Genomic DNA, 17,196 nt, shown 5'->3' with positions numbered 1-17,196 from the left:
GGCCAGCCCGACTTCTCGCGCAGACCAACGCTCCTTCCGCCGACCCGGGAGCGCCAGGAAGGCCAGGACGGCGAGGCCTCGACCGACCAGCCCGCGTGGACGCCCTCCGCGCGGCCGCCTGTAAGCCGGGCTGCGACCGACAGCTCACGCCGTGCCGACCGGAGCCCCCGTCGCATCGGGCGGCTCTCCCCTCAGCAGAGTTCCTGCAGCGCGAATGACCCGGGGCCCGCGCGCGAGAAGTCGGCCGGTCCGACTTCTCGCGCGGGCCGAGGCCCCTACCACCGAGCCGGGAGCGCCAGGAAGGCTAGCCCTCCGGCCACGACGGCGAGCCCTCGACGGCGACTCGGCCTTGCGGACCATGTGTGGCACCCCGAGCAGGTCGAGTAGGAACGGCACGGACGACGAACCTCAGCGCGCGGACGGCATCGGTCAGTTCACCGACAGACCTGCGCCCCCACAGGCGATCCGGGACAGCAGCCGGGGAAAGTGCCCGACCACATCGCGCGGTTGTCCCCTCGGCAGCGTTCCTGCAGTGCGAGCACCCCCGGGACCGCTAGCGGCGGGCTGGGAGGGCCAGGAAGGCCAGGCCTCCGGCGAGGACGGCGAGGCCGCACCAGGAGACGGTGGGCAGGCGTTCGCCGAGGGCGGCCACGCCGAGGACCGCCGCGACGGCGGGTTCGGCGAGGGTCAGGGTGGTGGCGGTCTGGGCGGTGGTGTGGCGTAGGCCGTGGCCGAAGAGCCAGTAGGCGAGGAAGGTGGTGATCACCGCGAGGTGCAGCACCACGCCTGCCCCGCGCGGCGTGAACAGCCAGCCCGTGGGGCCGCACAGCAGTACCGGGAGGACGATCAGCGCTCCGCCGCCGAACATCGCGCCCATCACCCCGCCGGAGGGGTGTCCGCCGGCGATCAGCCGCCCGCCGATCAGCGAGTAGACGGCGTACGAGAGTCCCGAGAGCGCGGCCAGGAGCACACCCGGCAGGTCCACCGTCGCGCTGCCGCCCGCGAGTTCGGGGCCGAGCACCAAGAGGGCGCAGCCGAGTACGGCCAGCGCGGTGGCCCCGGCCCAGCGTCCGCCGGGCCGTCCCTGTCGGGTGAGCCAGCCGAGCAGTCCGGTGAACACCGGCGCGCTGCCGAGCGCGATGACGGTGGCGACGGCCACGCCGGTACGGCTCACGGCCGGGTAGAAGGTCACCGGGTATCCGGCGACCGCGACGGCGCCGGCCGCGAGCAGCCACCGCTCGTGCGGTCCGCACTCGCGGGGCAGTACGCGGGCGGTGCGGTCGGTGAGGAAGAGGAGCAGCCCGCCGAGGACCAGCCCGGCGGCTCCGATTCCCGCGGCCGGGGCGCCTGCGGGTGCCAGCGAACTGGCCGTCCCGGTGGTGCCCCAGAGCACGGCGGCGGTCAGGATCGGCGCCACGCCGCCACGCGGGCGGGTGCGGCGGGGGGCCGTGGGGAGGGTGCGGGCAGGTGAGGACAAACGATTCGGCACAGTCGTGAACTTCCGTCGTCGAAGACCGTCAGGGGAACGGGTTTCCGAGAACGGGCGCACGCCGCCGGCCCACGGCGGCCACTGTCGGGCCGAGCCGGGGTCGTGGGGGGTCAAGCCACCGAAGCGCGCGCCCGATCAGGCGCTGAGCGGTGGCAGCACGACGTGCCAGTACAGGTTCACGCGTCGATGGTACCGACCGGCGGGCGTGAGAAGTCGGCCGGTCCGACTTCTCATGCGGCGAGGGCCGTTGACGCGTCCTCACCCCGCAGGAACGGTCTCCTCGCGGCAGTCGCGGGGTCCGGGGCGATGGTGGCCGCCCGCCCCACGCGCCCCCGGGAGGCCGTCACGCCCCTCCCGGGGGCGCGTCTCCTCGGCCGTGCAACCACCGGCGGCCCGCCCTCGACTTCCGGACCGTAGCGGACCGTTCATTCCTCCCTACGCTGAGTGTTGACCCCATCGGCCCACCGGAAGGACCCGCTCGTGCGCCGCTCCAGCCTCGTGCTGTCCCTGGCCCTTACCACCGTGGTCGCCTCCGCCCTGATGGCCGCCGACGTCGTGAAGGACGAGCCCTACCTGTCCGTGACCCTGCCGGTGCTCCGCGATCCGAAGGCCCAGCAGCTGCTCCACCACATGACGGACCCGGTGCAGGAGTGGGTGGAGTCCCGGGATCCGGCGGCGGCCGGCTACGCCGGGACGGTGATCGACGCGGCGAACCAGCACGCCGACATCTACTGGAAGGGCGAGACCCCGGCCCAGGTCCGTTCCCTGCTCGACGCGAACGCCGCGGACGTCGGCCCCGGCTACACCGTCGACGTCCATCCGAGCCCGTACTCCCGCGCGGAGATGCGCGCCGCGATCGACCGGTTCACGGCCGCGGTGGCGCGGGACGCGTGGACGTCGATCGGCCCGCAGGAGGACGGCACCGCCATCGCGATCACGTACGCGCCGGCGCCGGCGAAGCAGCTGACCGGCGGCGACGCGACCGTGCAGGCGTACTCCTCGCGGGCCGCCGAGATCGCCGGGATGCCGGTGTCGGCCGGCGTCGAGGAGACACCGGTGGCGCTGTCCGGCAACCGGCACTCCGACAGCGCGCCGTACTACGCGGGCGCCGAGGTGAACACCGGAAAGGCGTCGTTCTGCTCGACGGCGTTCAGCGGCTGGAAGGGCGGGACGAAGGTGGTGCTGACCGCCGCGCACTGCGGCGGCGGCCGGTACTACAACGGCACCGGCAGCTACATCGGCGACCTGGCCGCGGTCGGCAACGGCCTGGACGTCGGCATGATCGCGGTCAACGGGAACGGCGGCGGCCGGTTCTACGACGGTTCCTGGTCGGACAACGGCGGCTCGTCCCGGCACACGTACGGCGCCGGGCGGAACAACGTCGGGGACCTGATCTGCCTGAGCGGCGCCCAGTCGGGGTGGAGGTGCGACGTGCAGGTCAAGCGGGTCGACGTGGAGACGACGAACGACGAGGGTACGAAGATCAAGCCGGTGGACATCGCGGAGTCGAAGGGCGGCGACCGGCGGGCGGTCGCCGCGAAGGGCGACAGCGGCGGCCCCGCACTGGCGAACCCGTCCGGCCCGAACGGCGACATGGAGGCCCGCGGCGTGATCGTCGCCGCCCGGTCGGAGGTCGCCTGCCCGCCCGGATCGACGGCGCACCAGACGACCTGCTACGCGCAGGTGCTGTACGTGCCGATGACGCCGGTGGTCAACCAGATGGGCTTCTCGATCTCCTGAAGGCGTCATCGACGCGCCCCGAAGCGCGAGAAGTCGGCCGGTCCGACTTCTCGCGCAGGCCCCTCAGGTGGAGAGAGGGTCAGCGGCGGTGACGGCGCCCCTGGCCGCGTCGTCGGCGAACACGGCGAGCACGGCGAACTCGGCGCGAGCGGACGCCACATCCGCCGCGAAGCCCTCGTCCTGCCCGAACCGCCGGAGAACGTCGTTCAGCGCGGCTCCGTTGCCCGAGGGGGCGGCCCGACCAGCGCGACGCGGCGGCCGCCCCGGGCGTGAGCGCCGGGGCTCCTTGGCAGGTCGCACGGTCACCGCGCGGCCGGGTGCAGGCCGACGATGGGCCATCTCGGGCCGGTGTCCGGGGCGCCCTGCCAGGCCCACTGGGAGTCAGGGGTGACGGTGATGCCGTAGTCGTACAGGTCGGGGCGGCCCAACGCCTCCCACTGGGACCAGGCGGCCAGCACCTCGTCGCCGAGGCGGCGCGGCCCGCCCTGGAGGAGCTGCGGCAGCTCACCGTCGCTCCGTGCGACGAGGGTGGCCCATGACCGGTGGCCGTCGTGGATCCACGCGTTGGTGCCGTCGGCATCCCGGGCGGTGAGCAGCACGGCGTCCGGGACGGCGACGCGCAGCGCGAACCGGAGGTGCCAGTCCTCCAGGCCGACCGGGTCGCGGCTCAACGCCCTGCTGGTCTCGGGTTCGGTGTCACCGCGCACCTGCGCATAGGCGGCGGGCCCACCGTCCGGCTGGGCCGGAGCGTGCCGGTCGCCCATGAACTGGGCCAGGCCCTGGACCCAGCCGGTGGCGGACTGTCCGTCGTCGGCGACGGTGAGGGCGATGTGTCCGAGCCGGCCCCAGGGGTAGACGATCCGTCCGCCCGGTCGTACCGCCTTCACCCAGGACCAGGGGACGGTCTCGACGGCGTAGGTGGCGTGCAGCCGGTCGACCTGGCCACCCCCCGGCACCCCGCCGTCGGTGCCGTCGCCCGCCGTCACCTCGGCGTCGAGCCCGGCGGCCGCGAGCCGGGTGCGGGCGAACGCGGCCAGGCGCTCGTCGACTTCGGTGCCGACCACCAGGCCGGGCCCGGCCCGCCAGGCGGCCAGTGCCGCCGTCCAGCCCTGGCCGGTGCCGAGGTCCCACACCCGGTGCCCCGGTTCCACGCGGAGGCTGTCCAGCATGTCCGCCACCACGGAGGGCGCGGACAGCGACGAGGACGGCCGGCCGCCGTCGAGCTGGGTGACGGCCGCCGAGTAGACCCCGGAGTACAGCTCGTCCGCCCAACCGGCCGGATCCACCGCGCGGTCGACCGGCACGTAGGCCCGACCGTCCCACCGCCACAACCGGTCCGGCGCGAACCGGTCACGCGGCAGCACGGCGAAGGCGTCGCGTAGCCATGGCGAGTCGACCGGCCACGCCCCGCCCCGCTCCATCGCCGAGTCCAGGCGCGTCCGGCACCCGGCCAAGTCCTCGTCAGCGGCCACTACTTGCGGTGCTTTCCGTCGGACGGCGGCTGGGGCGGGACCTCGCCATCGGCGTTGCCGGGTGGGGGCGCTCCCTGCCCGGGGTCCGGCGGCGGCTTCTCGTGCTCACCCATCGTGGCTTCCCCTTCGGTCGGGTGCAACGGTCGGCAATCACTCTGGCGCGGCACCGCACCAGGCGGTAGCGGCGTGCGGGAGCTGCCAGGGGCGCGTGCGCGCAGGAAGTCGACCCGGCCGACTTCCTGCGCATCAGGCCCGTGACGTGTCAAAACAGGGATGCTTGCGTCCGCTCGGCTTCGCCGCCCTTGCCATCATCGTCCCCCCGCGCCGCCATGGCGCTGGCAAGATCGTCGTCGATGTACAGCACGCCGCCGTAACTCCCGCCGAGGTACCGCCGCTCGCGGTTCTCCTCCTGGCTCGGCTTGAAGTCGGCGAGGGTGAATAGCTCGGTCTCGCCGTGCTCGTTCTTCTCCACGAACCAGACCTGGTCCCGCCGCAGGACGTCCTCGCCGTCGGTTCGGCCGAGCAGGCTGGCATCGTGCGAGGTGAAGATCAGCTGGGCACCGTTCGGGTTGGTCGCGGAATCCTGGAACAGCCCGATCAGGCGCGCTGTCAGGATCGGGTGGAGGCTCGAATCGATCTCGTCCACCACGAAGGTGCCACCCCGACGGAGCGCCCCCATGAAGAGAGGTGCCTGCCGCAGCAGGGCCTGGGTGCCCTCGGACTCCTCGGAAACGTCCATCCTGACGATCCCGTCGCGCCCGCGATGGCCTATCCAGGGGCGCATGACCTCACGCGGTCCGTGCTCTTCGAGTTCCTCCAGCCGCCACGGCGGAATGCGCGTACCGTAGCGCTTCCGCAGCTCTTCCTCGTCGAGCAGCACGCGCTCCGTGCCGCATTCCGCGATCCCGAGGTCTGCGGCACGCAGGAGCGCGATGAACTCAGGGTGCCGGTCCGGGTTTTCGAGGATCCGCGCTGTACCGATGCGGCCAGGGCCCTGCATTCGCCGGCTGAACTGGAGGCTTCGGGCGAACCAGTCGTACACCGGGCGGAAGTCGTCCTGCCGGGAGCGTGCCGCGAGGGACATGAAGAGGACGTTGGGCTCGGTGATGTTCTCGACCAGCTCCAGCTCTCGCCGGTGCTGCGAGTCACCGATCTCCAGCCCGTCGACCGAACGCTCGAAGATCTTGCGCTTCCTGCCGTGGGGGAAGCTGTGCAGCCATTCGTCGACCACCCGGTCGTCGTCCACGCTGAACCCGTAGGTGTAGCGGATCCCGTCGATCAGCAGGTCCACCACGTACCAGGACGGTTCCCCGCGCGCCGCTTCTTCGAGCCGGAAGGGTTGCCGGGCCACGCCCCCGTCCGGCTCCGCGTCGCGATGCGAGCTGACGACCATCCTGGTCATGTACGCCAGGGCATCGATGATCGAGCGGTGGCATCTGTGATCCCCCCTTCGCGGGCTGTGGGGCCTTTCTGTGCAAGTGAACAGACCTCACTCGCCGAGGCCCCCGACCAGCGCGAGAAGTCGGTCGGGCCGACTTCTCGCGCGGCCGGCGGATGGCCGCGCCACCCACGACGGCCCCGGGTGTTCCGTCCCGTGAGGTCGGGGATGCGGGTGCCACCGGTGGCGTCGGCGCCGCGAAAACCCCGGCGGGGCTTCCGGGCGCTGCCGTAGGATCCGGGCCCGTGCAGAGTGACGATACGACCGGGTCCGAGAGTGTCCAGGGGGCCGAGGAGCCCAGCGGCCTCCGGGCGATCTGGGCGAACACCCTGGAGCCGGTGGCTCCGCTGCCCTGGTACCGGCGGGTGCCCCGCAGTGCCGTGATCGCGGGGGCCGTGGTCGTCGTCCTGTTCACCGCGGTGACGGTCGCGGCGGTGACCGGGTTCGGCGCGCCGACGCGGCACCGGATCGTGCTCGCGGACCGGATCGGCGACCAGGTGCGGCTCCCGGACGACGACAGCGTCCTGACCCTGCGCGCCGACTACGAGCGGCAGATGACGGCCCTGCGGCCGTACCGGGAGCTGACGGTGGCCGGCTACGGCGCCGCCGGGTCGACCGAAACCACGCTGACCGTGATCGGGCTGACCGGCAGCTTCCCGGACGTCCGGCGGGAGCTGGACAAGTACTTCGGCACGGAGACGCAGACGGCGGGCGCCCCGTCGGACGACCCGGTGGTGGTCGGGCGCCAGGACTACCCGGCCGGCCCCCTCGGCGGCGCGATGGACTGCGCGGTGCTCGACTTCCCGGCCGTGCCCCAGACCACCTGCGCCTGGGCGGACGGCAACACCGTCGGCATCGTCGTCGACGAGACGGGCGCCAGCGAGCCCGGGGAACTGGCCCGGCGCACGCTGGACATCCGGGCGGCCGTCGAGGTCGAGGAGAAGGACTGATCGACGGTCCGGCCGGAATCGTCGGACACGACCTGGAGCCGCTGAGATGAAACCCAACCTTGTGGACCCGTCGACGGTCACCACGGAGATGGCCGTGCAGGTTCGCACCTGGCGGGTCGACGAGGAGTTCAGTTGGCGCGCCGTGGCCCGGGCCGCCACCGACCTGTGGGGCTCCGGGTACGGCAGCAACCAGCTGTACGGCCGGGACCTCTGTGCGGCCGCCGCCCAGGTGCTGGGCGAGGACCCGGACCGGGAGCCGTGGAACTGACGCCCCCACCACGGGGGTTGAGCGCGAGAAGTCGGCCGGGTCGACTTCTCGCGCGGCTGGCAACGGGACCGGCGGCGGGGACGGTCAGTCCCGGTGCGGCTCCGGGGACCACCGGCCGAGCCACTGGTCGGCGCCGAAGGCCTCGAAGCGCTCCACCTCGGTGAAGCCCAGCTTCGCGGCGAGGCGCATCGAGGGGAGGTTGGCGGTCTGGGTGGCGAGCACCACCGGCTCGCCGGGCAGCACGCCGGTGAACCAGTCGAGGACCGCCGCGCACGCCTCGGCGGCGTAGCCGCGCCCCCAGGCCTGCGGCAGGAACAGGTAGCCGAGTTCGGCCTGCTCACCGACCCGGCCGAGGCGCCCCGCCTCCTTGCGGAGCAGGACCTGGCCGATCGTCTCCCCGTCGAGATCGACGGCGAAGACCCCGGGGCTCCGGCTGGGCGCCCCGGGCATCTCGCGCTCGACCTCGTCCCGCGGCTTGGGGCCACCGAGGTAGGTGTTCACCTCCGCCGAGGCCAGCAGCTCGACGAACGCCGCACGGTCCCGGGCCTCGGGCTCGCGGAGTACGAGCCGCTCGGTCCTGATCGGGGCGGGCGGCCAGGGCAGCGGGCGCATACAGGTCTCCTGATCCTCTCGGGCGCCGGTTGCCGACGCCGTCGAAGATCAGGACGCGCTCCGGCGGAGCGCCAGTTGCGCGTCTCCGCAGGTCGCGGGCTCAGCCGTGCGGGTTGGCCGGGGTGGGGAGGGCGAGTTCGCACCAGACCGTCTTGCCGATGTAGCCGTCACCGCGCAGGTGGGCGCCCCACGAGGTGGCCAGGGCGGCGACGAGTTCGAGCCCCCGGCCGGACTCGTCCTCCGGAGAGGCGTCGCACGGGGTCGGGAGGGTGGAGTTCGCGTCCGAGACCTCGATCCGGAGCAGGGAGTCGGTGGGGAGGAGAACGCGGACACCGATCATCCGGTCACGCGGGGAACGGGCGTGGCGGCAGGCGTTGGTGACGAGTTCGCTGAGGAGGATCAGCCCGGTCTCGGCGGAGTCGATGGGCACCTCCCACTCGAAGGCCTGCCGGATGAACCGGATACGGGCACGGCCGGCGCTGCGGGGGAGCCGGGGGAACATCCACTCGACGACATCGACGGGCTGAGTGAGCATCAGAGTCCTTGGGGGGTGTACGGACGGCGTCACTCGGGAGAGCTGAGTTCGGCCGTTTCACCCTTCAAGCGTCGGCAGCCGGGCATAGCCTCAACAGTTACACCGCATGTACAGCGACAGCTTGACCGCCCTGTGACCAGGGCAGGGAGGGGTACCGGCCGTGAGCGCGCCGAAGGAGAATCCGATGTCGTGGAAGTACTGCGGCGACCAGCTCAAGCGGTGGCGGGCGAAGGCCGGCGTGACCCGGGAGCAGCTGAGCCAGGCAGCCAGCTACGACATCGAGAGCGTCCGGTCGATGGAGGCAGGGAGGCGGCGGCCAACGCTCAAGATGCTTCAGGCGGCGGATGAACTGTGCGACGCACAGGGGATGCTGACGGCGGCCGAGCCTTATCTCCTCCCCGAGACCAAGCCAGCGCGCAGTGATGTCTTCTTCGACGTCGAGAAGGAGGCGGTTGCCTGCTACTTCTACGAGGCTCTTCACATCCCGGGCTTGCTGCAGACCGAGGCCTATGCCAGGGCGGTTCTCAGTAACCAGATTCCGCCTGTGGACGACGCCACCGCTGAAGAACGCCTGGCGTTCCGTCTCAAGCGGCAGGAACGGCTCGCGGAGCCCGAGGCGATGTTCAGTTTCACCATCTACGAAGCAGCCCTCCACACCTCTATCGGCGGCAGGGAGGTCATGAAGGGGCAGCTCCACCGGCTGCTTGACTTCGAGGACTCACGCAACTCCCGGATTCAGATCGTACCTATCGGGCAGCTACCCGCTACCGGCCTCGCGGGATCACTCACCATCTTGGAAACGATCAACAATGAGCAGTATGCGTATGTTGAGACACATGAAACGAACGCGCTCCACTCCGAACCACGACTCGTGGGCAGGCTCAGCCGACGCCACGCGATGATCCGCGCGCAGGCCCTGAACGCGAAGGAATCAGCACAGCTCGTCCGAAAGACACTGGAGCAACTATGAACACCACCAAACCGTGGCTCCGCTCTAGCTACAGCGACCACGACTACGGCAACTGCGTCGAGGTCGCCTCCTCCCCCTCCGCCATCCACGTCCGCGACTCCAAGGACAAGGCCGGCCCGACCCTCACCTTCTCCCCCGAGGCCTGGTCCGCCTTCGTCGCCTTCGCCTCCGAAGCTCAAGCAGCACGAGCCGAGTGACCCCTTAATGGAACGGTGAGGTAACTACCTCCCAACCACCCTCATACGCAGCACATATGACTTATCGTCACGACTACACCACAGCCGGTTCCCCCGTGTAGCGTGCGCACCAACGAAACAACCCCCGCCGGTGCGCCAACACCGAACGGGGGTCTGACCGGCACGATCGAAAGCGAAGTTCGATCCTGTGGCTACCCACGACGATACCGCCATGGCCACCCCTGGGTACGGCAAGCAGTCCGCCCCGGAGCAACTCCCCCGCTCCGCGCGCGACTTCGCCCACCTCCCGGCCCGCGAGGCCTACCTCGCCTCGCTCATCGACCGCCTCCCCGACGGCGCCGCCATGGACGCGAAGACCCTCGCCGTCCTCCAGCCCCACTACGGGCAGATGGCCTGCCGCTCGGCCCTCACCAAGCTCTCCACCGCAGGTCACCTGCGCCGCGTCCGCGAGCGCCTCGACTCCCGCCAGTGCCGCTGGGTATTCCGCACCTACTTCTCCCGGACGCCCCGCTCCGACGGCTGGTGGGCGCACTTCCTCTCCACCGGGGAGGCGTCAACGCCCGCCGCACCCGATCCCCCCAGGGAGCGAACGCTCAACCGCACCTCCCCCACTTCGGCCGCCTATGCCGCCCTCGCCGGCCTCGGCCTGGTCGACCCCCGCCTCGCCCTCTCCGCCGCCGACTGCGCCGCGCTCGAACCGCTCGCCGCCGAGTGGCTGGACCGGGGGACCACGCTCCCCCTCTTCACCGCCGCGCTCACCGCGAACCTGCCGCCGGACATCCACAGCCCGGCGGGCTTCACCCGGCGCCGCCTGATCGACAAGCTGCCACCCGAACGTCCGCAGGCCCCGCGACCCCCACAGCCGGTCCCCATCCCCGAGTGCACCGACTGCCGCACCCCCTGCCGCCCGCACGCCCTCCTCGGCGGCCTCTGCCGCGCCTGCCGCAGCACCCCCGGCACCCCACCGGCCGCACCACCCCGCCCGGGCGCCCTCTCCCCGGCCGCCGTCCACCGCCACGCCGCCCGGATCCGCGACACCCTTCGCGATCACAACAGCCAAGCGGTGCACATCCGTTGACATGTCGACCGAAGCGGACAGGGCCCTAGACTTCCTATAAACAGATTGGGCGAGACGCATGGCGGGTGAGCGTTGGACGAACGACAGTGGGCCTTCTACGAGGGCGCGGACGGATCGACGCCGGTGCGCAAGGACTTGGAGAAGGCCCGTCTCGCGTCCCACGAGGAGACCAAACTCGCCGTTCTGATGCGGCGGGTCCAGGAGAGGCAGACCCTGCCGGGCGACGTCAAGAGCCTCGGGAGCGACCTCCTTGAGGTTCGGCTCACCGGCAACCGCCGCATCTTCCGACTCCTCTACGCCGAGGAGGCCGACGGTCTCGTACTCCTCGCGCTGTCCTTCTTCCAGAAGAAGACCCAGAAGACCCCGCCGAGCGAGCTCAGCACAGCTGAGAGGCGCCTCAAGGATTGGCGGAACCGTAACCCAAAAGACTGAGCACCCGGTTCTCGGTATCGGCTTTGGGCGATACTGTTGAATCAACGGGAGGGTAGGGAGACCATGGCACCCACACTGCATGATCTACTCGGCATCGACCCGGACGACCCCCACACCGCAGCGGGCCTGGAAGACGCCGAGGCCTACGCCGCACTGGTGGAGACGCTCGTCGTGGCCCGCCAGAAGCGCGGCCTCACCCAGCGCGAGGTCGCGCAGCGCATGGGGACATCCCAGTCGACCGTCTCCGAGTTCGAACGCGTCGGAGGCGACGCCCGCTACTCCACCCTGCAGCGTTACGCGCGGGCCGTCGATGCCCGGCTCCACAGCATGGTCGACCACACCTGCTCGGCCGTCGCACCTGCCTGGCAGCCGGCCCCCGTGGAGGTCGAGGTCCACGTGGCCGTCCGCGAACGGGGGCCCGGGCCACGACCCGCGGCCTGGGAGCCGGACAGCCAGAGGCCGGTGACGGCGTGATGGCGGGTCGGTCCACCGACAGGCCGACTCGGCGATTCGCGTCCGTCGGCGAGATCACCGAGGCCGCCGAACTCCTGGACGTCACGTTCCTGGAGGTCTCAGGCCGTCGGCTCTTCGACCAGCAGGAGGATCGCGAGGAGGCGGAGAGCCGGACGACACTCCTCACATGGCTCCGCGAGCGGGACGGCGGAACCGTCCTGGAAGTGCGGTGCCGCCTTGAGCTGGCCGGCACCCAGGCGGACTTCGCCGTCGATGCGACGGCCGCGTTCTCCGTCGGCGAGCCGTTCGAACTGGCGGAAGACCTCCAGCGGCAGTTCATCGAGCAGATCGGGGTCACCGTGCTCTACCCGTACCTGCGGGAGTCGCTGCACAGCACCGCGACGAGGCTCGGCGTCGACACCCCGATGCTCTCGCTGCGCAACCCCTGGCAGCCGACGAAGTAGGCAAGCAGGCCCGTGATCATGAATATTCACAGGCGGCAGCGTTAACCTATGCAAAATCCAAAGGTGAACTACGTAACATGCCTTGCATTCGAAGTCATCTGGTTTGCCCGCATGCTGAGATCCATGCGATAGTCGAAGCAGCCCAACGGCGGGCGACACCGCACGCCGCCCTGGGTTGATGACTTCGGCGGGCCCGACCTGGCACTGCCGACGCCCATCGCGCGGCACGCACCCCCTTGGCCGGCGCGATGACTTGCAAGGGCCCCCGCCCGCCGGACCACGGCGAATCCGGGGGCCCTGCGCGTTTCCCCACAAAAAAAGCGCCGACCGGCCGGACGCCTCAGCCCCGCTCGCGCACCTTCAGCTCGAACCAGACACCCTTGCCCCGCGGCAGCAGGTCCGCGCCCCAGCGATCGGCGAGGTCGTCGACGACCCTCAGCCCCCGCCCGCGCTCGTTCACCGGCTGAGGCTCGGCGAGGATCATGCAGGGCAGCGCCCGGGAGGAGTCCCGGACCTCGATCCGGAGCCAGCCGGGCTTGCGGCTGACGTGCAGTCCGATGGTGCGGCCGGCCGCGTGCCGCACCGCGTTGGACACCAGCTCACTGGTGAGCAGTTCCCCGGCCTCCAGGTGCTGGTGGAGCTCCCAGGACTCCAGGACCGAGAGCACCAGCCGACGGGCCACCGGGCCCGACTCCGGCCGGGAGGGCAGCCGTACCTCGTTGGGCGCGGACTGGTCGCACAGTCTGCTGGAATACATCTCCTCCAGCTCCGCGGAGGTGAGCCGCTCCAACGCCGAGAGCCCGCCGCCCTGGACGTCGATCCAGGACACTTCGGCGACCACGCCGGCCCCGGAAACCAATGACTGATCTGCTTCGCCCCAACCCGCCATGCGGACCATCATTGCGGAACGCAAGCAGCCGCGTACGGACAATGAGCAAACGATCTCTCCGCGTCGGCATATGCCGGATGCAAGAAGGGGTCCCCCCGGGCCGACTTCCGTCAATCCCGGGTTGACCCCTCCCCCACCTCAGCGGCGGTTTACCAGGCGCTCCACGGGACGTTCCAGCCGCTCAGCCCGTTCGACGGGTCGAGCGTCTCCTTCCGGATCGAGTTCTTCACGATCATCACGTCACCGATCAGCGAGCCGTCGTAGAACTTGCCCGCCGACGTGCCGGAGCCGCCGCCCTCGACGTCCTTGAGGCCCACGCAGCCGTGGCTGACGTTGTCCTCGCCGAAGGTCCTGCTGCTGCTCCAGTAGTTGCCGTGCACGTACGTGCCGGAGTCGGTGAGCCGCATCGAGTGCGGGACCTGGAGGTCGTACGGCGCGCCGGTCATGCCGGGCATACTGCTGGACTGCATCCGCACCACGCCCTCCTTGGACATGACCACCATCGTGCCGTTCCAGGTGGGGTGTTCGGGTGCGCCGGCGCTGATGTCGATCTCGCTCGACTGGCCACCCTGTACGACCGTCATCTTGTGCGCAGCGGCGTCAACCGTCGAAATCTGGGACCGCCCGATCGTGAAGGGCTCGTCCCGGTCCGCGCCGTACACCCCGGGGGCGATCTCGACGCTCTTCAGCCGGTACTTGACGGTCACCTTGGTGTCCGGCGCCCAGTACTGCTCGGGGCGGAAGTCCAGCCGGCGGTCGCCGAACCAGTGGCCCTTGACCACGGTGCCGTTGCTGGTCTCGAAGCTGATGCCGCGGGCGACCTCGTCCCGGTTCTTCACGTCCTTGCTGAAGTTCACCGAGACGATCATGCCGACGCCGTACGTGGCGTTGTCGTCCACGTTGTCCGAGGCCTTGGCGAGCGCCGTCGGGGTCAGCGTGGTGAAGTCGCTGTCCGCCGTGGCGACCGCGCCGTCGGCGTCCGCGGCCATCGCGCTGACCCGGTAGGCGGTGCCCACCTCCAGGCCCGCCGCGGGCGTCCAGGAGGCGCCGTCGGCGGAGATCGTCCCGGGGACCTCCTTGCCGGTCTTGTCACTCACCTTGACGGTGGTCAGCTTGCCCCCGGTCGCGCCGACCTTGAGCGCGTTCGGCGCCACGTCCACCGAGCCGGCCTTGGGCTCGATGCTCACGGCGGCCGTGGAGACCTTCGGCGTCTTGCTGCTGGGCGCCGCCTCCGTGGGCTTGGCGCTCGCCGCGCCGGCCGCCAGATCGGCCTTGGCCGCGCTCCCCCCGCCCCCGTTCCCCCCGTTTGCCCCGCTGCCCCCACCGCAGGCGGCCGTCAGCGCCATCGCCCCGCCGACCAGACCGACGGCCACCACTCTGCGTATCGACCTCATCGTCGATTCCCTCCCTCAGAAGATCCGAGAAACTCCCCGTGGACCCGACGGACCCGACCGGTATACGCAACCGGCCACCGGAAAGGTTGCGCCATGCGCGGGGCTGCTCGCCCCGGAAACCGCGGCGGCCCGACCCCAACGAGTGAGGACCGGGCCGCACGACGGACGACAGACGCCGAAGGGGCCTACCAGGCGGCCCAGTCGACGTTCCAGCCGCCGAGCCCGTTGGAGGGCGCGACGGTCTTCTCCTTGGTGTTCACGACCTTGATCGGGTCACCGATCATCGAGTCGTTGAAGAACTTGCCGGCGACGGAGGAGTCGCTGCCGCCCTTCACGTCCTGCATCGACACGCAGCCGTGGCTGGCGTTGGTCTTGCCGAACGGGCTGGCCCAGTAGTTGCCGTGCACGAAGGTGCCGGAGGTGGTCAGCCGCATCGCGTGCGGCACGTCCTGGATGTCGTACTCGCCGCCGAGACCGACGGTCTGCGAGTTCATCCGGGTGACCTTCTCCTTGGACATGACCACCATCGTCCCGCCCCAGGACGGCGTGGCGTCCGCGCCGAGGGTGACCGGCAGGGTGGTGCTCTTGCCGTCCCGCTCGACGGTCATCTGGTGCGCCTTGGCGTCCGCGGTGGAGACCATCGACCGGCCGATGGTGAACGGCTCGTCCTTGTCCACGTCGCCGTAGATGCCGGGGGCGACCTCGACGTTCTTCAGCCGGTACTTGACGGTCACCTTGGTGCCCGGCGCCCAGTACGCCTCCGGGCGGAAGTCCACCCGGCGGTCGCCGAACCAGTGGCCCTTCACCACGGTGCCGTTGCTGCTCTCGATGGAGATGCCCTTGACGACGGCGTCCTTGTTCTTGACGTCCTTGTTGAAGTTCACCGAGACGATCATGCCGACGCCGTAGGTGGCGCCGTCGCTGATGTTGTCGTTGGTGGAGATCTTCTTCTCGGGCGTCAGCGTGGTGAACGAGGTGGTGGACGCGGCCACCAGGCCCTCGCCGTCCTTCGCCTGGGCGTTCACCTTGTACGCCATGCCGACCGCGAGCGCGCCCGCGGGCTTCCAGCCGGAGCCGTCCGGGGTGATCGCGCCCTCGACCGGCTTGCCGTCCTTGTCGGTCACCTCGACCGTCGTCAGCTTGCCGTTCGAGACGGACACCTGCAGCCCGTTCGGCGGGACGTCCAGGGCACCGTCCTTCGGCTCCACGGCCAGCACCGCGGCCGAGGGCTTCGGCGTGGCCGACCCGCCCCCGTCCGCCGCGGCCGAGGCCGCGCTGCCGCCGCCCGAACCCCCCGTACCGCCCGAACCACTGCCCTTGTCGTCGCCACAGGCCGCGGTGAGCAGCAGTACCCCGCCCATGACCAGCGCCATCGCACTCTTCCGCCCGTAGCGGTTGGTGGTGCGTATCGCGGTGCCGGCCGTCTTCCCCGTCTTCACGGTTTCTCCCCTCCCGGTATTCACTCTCTTGACGCGTTGAGTGCCCCCGTGAGTTGCACCGGACGTGGATCTTTCCGGGCCGGGCTGCGGGCGCGCCGGAGCAGGATAGCTAAGCCGTCCGAGTGAATCCTGAGAGGAGTCGGTTGACGCGGGCGTGAAACCGTGGTGAAGACAGGACGTAACGGGCGAACGGGACTTACGGCAGCGCCGAAGCCGACGGAGGAGCCGCCGAAGCGGACGCGGTGGCCGTCGCCCCCCGCCCCAGCGCGCTCCCCGCCACCCACTGCTCCCACGGCACGTTCCAGCCGTTCAGCCCGTTCTGCGGCGGCACGAAGTCCCCGGACGAGGCCTTCACCTCCAGCACGTCCCCCTCCAGGGTGTGCTCGAACAGCCAGCCCGCCGGGGAGTCCTTGCTCGCCCCACCCTTGACGTCGGAGAGCCCGATGCAGCCGTGACTGGTGTTGGCGGCGCCGAACACCCCCGGGTCCGCCCAGTAGTTGCCGTGCACGAAGGTGCCGGAGGCGGTCAGCCGCATCGCGTGCGGGACGTCCTTGATGTCGTACTCGTCGCCCATGCCGACGGTCTGCGAGTTCATCCTGGTCACCTTGTACTTCTCCGACACCACCATCACCCCCCGGTAGGTGGAGTGGTCCCGGCTGCCGCCGGAGACCTTGAGCACCCGGACCACCTTGCCGCCCTGCCCCGCCCGGACGGTCAGGGTGTGGGCGTCCAGGTCGACGGTGGAGACCTGCGCCCGCCCGACGGTGAAGTGCAGCTCCCGGCTCTGGGTGCCGTACTCCCCCGGCGCGCCCTGCACGTCCTTCAGCCGCAGCGCCACCGTGACCCTCGTCCCGGCCGCCCAGTACGCCTGCGGGCGGAAGTCCAGCCGCTGCCCGTCGAACCAGTGCGCGGCCACCGGCACCGGCGGATCGGCGGTGACCTGCACCGCCTTCTCCACCGCCGCCCGGTCGGTGATCGGACGGCTGAACCGCAGCGAGACCGGCATCCCGACCCCCACCGTGGAGCCGTCCTCCGGGGTGAAGAACGCCACGAAGGTGTGCGTCGGGGTGACGGTCGTGAACGCCGAGTGCTGCGCCGCCCGCTGCCCCTGGTCGTCCTCCGCCACGGAGTCCACCGTGAAGGCCGTCCCGAGCGGCAGCGGCCCGTCCGGCACCCACTCGCCGCCGTCGGCCGCGATCGTGCCCGGCACCTCCGTGCCCTTCCCGTCCGCCAGCCGCACCGAGACCAGCCGCCCCTGCGCCACCGTCACCCGGACGGCCCCCTCGGGCCGCACGTCCTGCGCCCCGTCCACCGGCTGCACCGAGAGCACCGCCCGCGAGGGCGCCGCCGGGGCCGTACGCCCGCCCGGCCCCACC

The 17,196-nt window shown here is 71.0% G+C and carries 18 protein-coding genes; 9 read left to right on the top strand and 9 right to left on the bottom strand.

Going from position 1 to position 17,196, the window contains the following annotated elements:
• Positions 1-553 precede the first annotated feature (553 nt).
• Positions 554-1,417: a DMT family transporter gene (locus tag AE652_RS00810; RefSeq protein WP_234348166.1), complete on the bottom strand. Its 864-nt coding sequence runs from the start codon at positions 1,415-1,417 to the stop codon at positions 554-556.
• A gap of 552 nt (positions 1,418-1,969) precedes the next feature.
• Between AE652_RS00810 and AE652_RS00805 the strand changes: the two genes are divergently transcribed.
• The gene (locus tag AE652_RS00805; protein ID WP_049649075.1) at positions 1,970-3,229 is read left to right on the top strand and encodes a hypothetical protein; all 1,260 of its coding nucleotides are present in this window, start codon (positions 1,970-1,972) and stop codon (positions 3,227-3,229) included.
• A gap of 302 nt (positions 3,230-3,531) precedes the next feature.
• Here the strand turns inward: AE652_RS00805 and AE652_RS00800 are convergent, their stop codons facing one another.
• Together AE652_RS00800 and AE652_RS00795 are read right to left on the bottom strand one after the other, a co-directional pair.
• Positions 3,532-4,701 (bottom strand): methyltransferase domain-containing protein, encoded by a 1,170-nt coding sequence (locus AE652_RS00800; protein ID WP_234348165.1) that lies wholly within the window; start codon positions 4,699-4,701, stop codon positions 3,532-3,534.
• 262 nt (positions 4,702-4,963) lie between these two features.
• Entirely contained in the window at positions 4,964-6,121 is a 1,158-nt protein-coding gene (locus AE652_RS00795; RefSeq protein WP_255357391.1) for an ATP/GTP-binding protein, read from the bottom strand.
• A 263-nt stretch (positions 6,122-6,384) separates the two neighbouring features.
• On the opposite strand from AE652_RS00795, the gene AE652_RS00790 reads away from it, so the two are divergent.
• A complete protein-coding gene (locus AE652_RS00790; protein ID WP_049649073.1) occupies positions 6,385-7,089 on the top strand; it encodes a hypothetical protein in 705 nt (234 codons plus the stop codon).
• Between the two features lie 46 nt (positions 7,090-7,135).
• Positions 7,136-7,357, top strand: a complete 222-nt coding sequence (locus AE652_RS00785) for a hypothetical protein (RefSeq protein WP_049649072.1) — start codon at positions 7,136-7,138, stop codon at positions 7,355-7,357.
• A gap of 84 nt (positions 7,358-7,441) precedes the next feature.
• On the opposite strand, the gene AE652_RS00780 is transcribed toward AE652_RS00785, so the two are convergent.
• The gene (locus AE652_RS00780) at positions 7,442-7,969 is read right to left on the bottom strand and encodes a GNAT family N-acetyltransferase (protein ID WP_049649071.1); all 528 of its coding nucleotides are present in this window, start codon (positions 7,967-7,969) and stop codon (positions 7,442-7,444) included.
• A 100-nt stretch (positions 7,970-8,069) separates the two neighbouring features.
• Complete coding sequence (locus AE652_RS00775; protein ID WP_049649070.1) at positions 8,070-8,504, bottom strand: ATP-binding protein; 435 nt, start codon at positions 8,502-8,504, stop codon at positions 8,070-8,072.
• A 184-nt stretch (positions 8,505-8,688) separates the two neighbouring features.
• Between AE652_RS00775 and AE652_RS00770 the strand changes: the two genes are divergently transcribed.
• The 6 genes from AE652_RS00770 (at position 8,689) to AE652_RS00745 (ending at position 12,098) form a co-directional block, all read left to right on the top strand.
• Complete coding sequence (locus tag AE652_RS00770; protein WP_049649069.1) at positions 8,689-9,474, top strand: helix-turn-helix transcriptional regulator; 786 nt, start codon at positions 8,689-8,691, stop codon at positions 9,472-9,474.
• Complete coding sequence (locus tag AE652_RS00765) at positions 9,471-9,671, top strand: DUF397 domain-containing protein (protein ID WP_053111921.1); 201 nt, start codon at positions 9,471-9,473, stop codon at positions 9,669-9,671. The genes AE652_RS00770 and AE652_RS00765 overlap by 4 nt, the downstream gene beginning before the upstream one ends.
• A gap of 211 nt (positions 9,672-9,882) precedes the next feature.
• Positions 9,883-10,749, top strand: a complete 867-nt coding sequence (locus tag AE652_RS00760) for a hypothetical protein (RefSeq protein WP_049649067.1) — start codon at positions 9,883-9,885, stop codon at positions 10,747-10,749.
• A 72-nt stretch (positions 10,750-10,821) separates the two neighbouring features.
• The gene (locus AE652_RS00755; protein ID WP_049649066.1) at positions 10,822-11,181 is read left to right on the top strand and encodes a type II toxin-antitoxin system RelE/ParE family toxin; all 360 of its coding nucleotides are present in this window, start codon (positions 10,822-10,824) and stop codon (positions 11,179-11,181) included.
• A 63-nt stretch (positions 11,182-11,244) separates the two neighbouring features.
• Positions 11,245-11,655 carry a helix-turn-helix domain-containing protein gene (locus AE652_RS43380; protein WP_063780013.1) on the top strand — a complete coding sequence of 137 codons (411 nt, stop codon included), beginning with the start codon at positions 11,245-11,247 and terminating at the stop codon, positions 11,653-11,655.
• The gene (locus AE652_RS00745; RefSeq protein WP_049649065.1) at positions 11,655-12,098 is read left to right on the top strand and encodes a hypothetical protein; all 444 of its coding nucleotides are present in this window, start codon (positions 11,655-11,657) and stop codon (positions 12,096-12,098) included. The genes AE652_RS43380 and AE652_RS00745 overlap by 1 nt, the downstream gene beginning before the upstream one ends.
• Positions 12,099-12,438: 340 nt before the next feature.
• Here the strand turns inward: AE652_RS00745 and AE652_RS00740 are convergent, their stop codons facing one another.
• The 4 genes from AE652_RS00740 to AE652_RS00725 all read right to left on the bottom strand — a co-directional run.
• Positions 12,439-12,939, bottom strand: a complete 501-nt coding sequence (locus tag AE652_RS00740) for an ATP-binding protein (RefSeq protein ID WP_053111920.1) — start codon at positions 12,937-12,939, stop codon at positions 12,439-12,441.
• 197 nt (positions 12,940-13,136) lie between these two features.
• On the bottom strand, positions 13,137-14,381 hold the full coding sequence (locus tag AE652_RS00735) for an Ig-like domain-containing protein (protein WP_049649064.1): 1,245 nt from the start codon (positions 14,379-14,381) through the stop codon (positions 13,137-13,139).
• Positions 14,382-14,566: 185 nt separating this feature from the next.
• Entirely contained in the window at positions 14,567-15,820 is a 1,254-nt protein-coding gene (locus AE652_RS00730) for an Ig-like domain-containing protein (RefSeq protein ID WP_234348164.1), read from the bottom strand.
• Positions 15,821-16,016: 196 nt separating this feature from the next.
• Positions 16,017-17,196 (bottom strand): Ig-like domain-containing protein (locus tag AE652_RS00725; RefSeq protein ID WP_107086323.1); only part of this gene is annotated, 1,180 nt, incomplete at its 5' end.

Source organism: Kitasatospora sp. MY 5-36 (genome assembly GCF_001182915.1).
Classification (GTDB): Bacteria; Actinomycetota; Actinomycetes; order Streptomycetales; family Streptomycetaceae; genus Kitasatospora.
Note: the sequence above shows the minus strand (reverse complement) of the source record. Positions and strands in the feature narration are given on the sequence as shown.

Bases quoted from the DNA above. Each gene is read 5' to 3' on its own strand.
- AE652_RS00785 (WP_049649072.1), top strand. From the start codon at position 7,136: ATGAAACCCAACCTTGTGGACCCGTCGACGGTCACCACGGAGATGGCC.
- AE652_RS00780 (WP_049649071.1), bottom strand. From the start codon at position 7,969: ATGCGCCCGCTGCCCTGGCCGCCCGCCCCGATCAGGACCGAGCGGCTC.
- AE652_RS00775 (WP_049649070.1), bottom strand. From the start codon at position 8,504: ATGCTCACTCAGCCCGTCGATGTCGTCGAGTGGATGTTCCCCCGGCTC.
- AE652_RS00770 (WP_049649069.1), top strand. From the start codon at position 8,689: ATGTCGTGGAAGTACTGCGGCGACCAGCTCAAGCGGTGGCGGGCGAAG.
- AE652_RS00765 (WP_053111921.1), top strand. From the start codon at position 9,471: ATGAACACCACCAAACCGTGGCTCCGCTCTAGCTACAGCGACCACGAC.
- AE652_RS00760 (WP_049649067.1), top strand. From the start codon at position 9,883: ATGGCCACCCCTGGGTACGGCAAGCAGTCCGCCCCGGAGCAACTCCCC.
- AE652_RS43380 (WP_063780013.1), top strand. From the start codon at position 11,245: ATGGCACCCACACTGCATGATCTACTCGGCATCGACCCGGACGACCCC.
- AE652_RS00745 (WP_049649065.1), top strand. From the start codon at position 11,655: ATGGCGGGTCGGTCCACCGACAGGCCGACTCGGCGATTCGCGTCCGTC.
- AE652_RS00735 (WP_049649064.1), bottom strand. From the start codon at position 14,381: ATGAGGTCGATACGCAGAGTGGTGGCCGTCGGTCTGGTCGGCGGGGCG.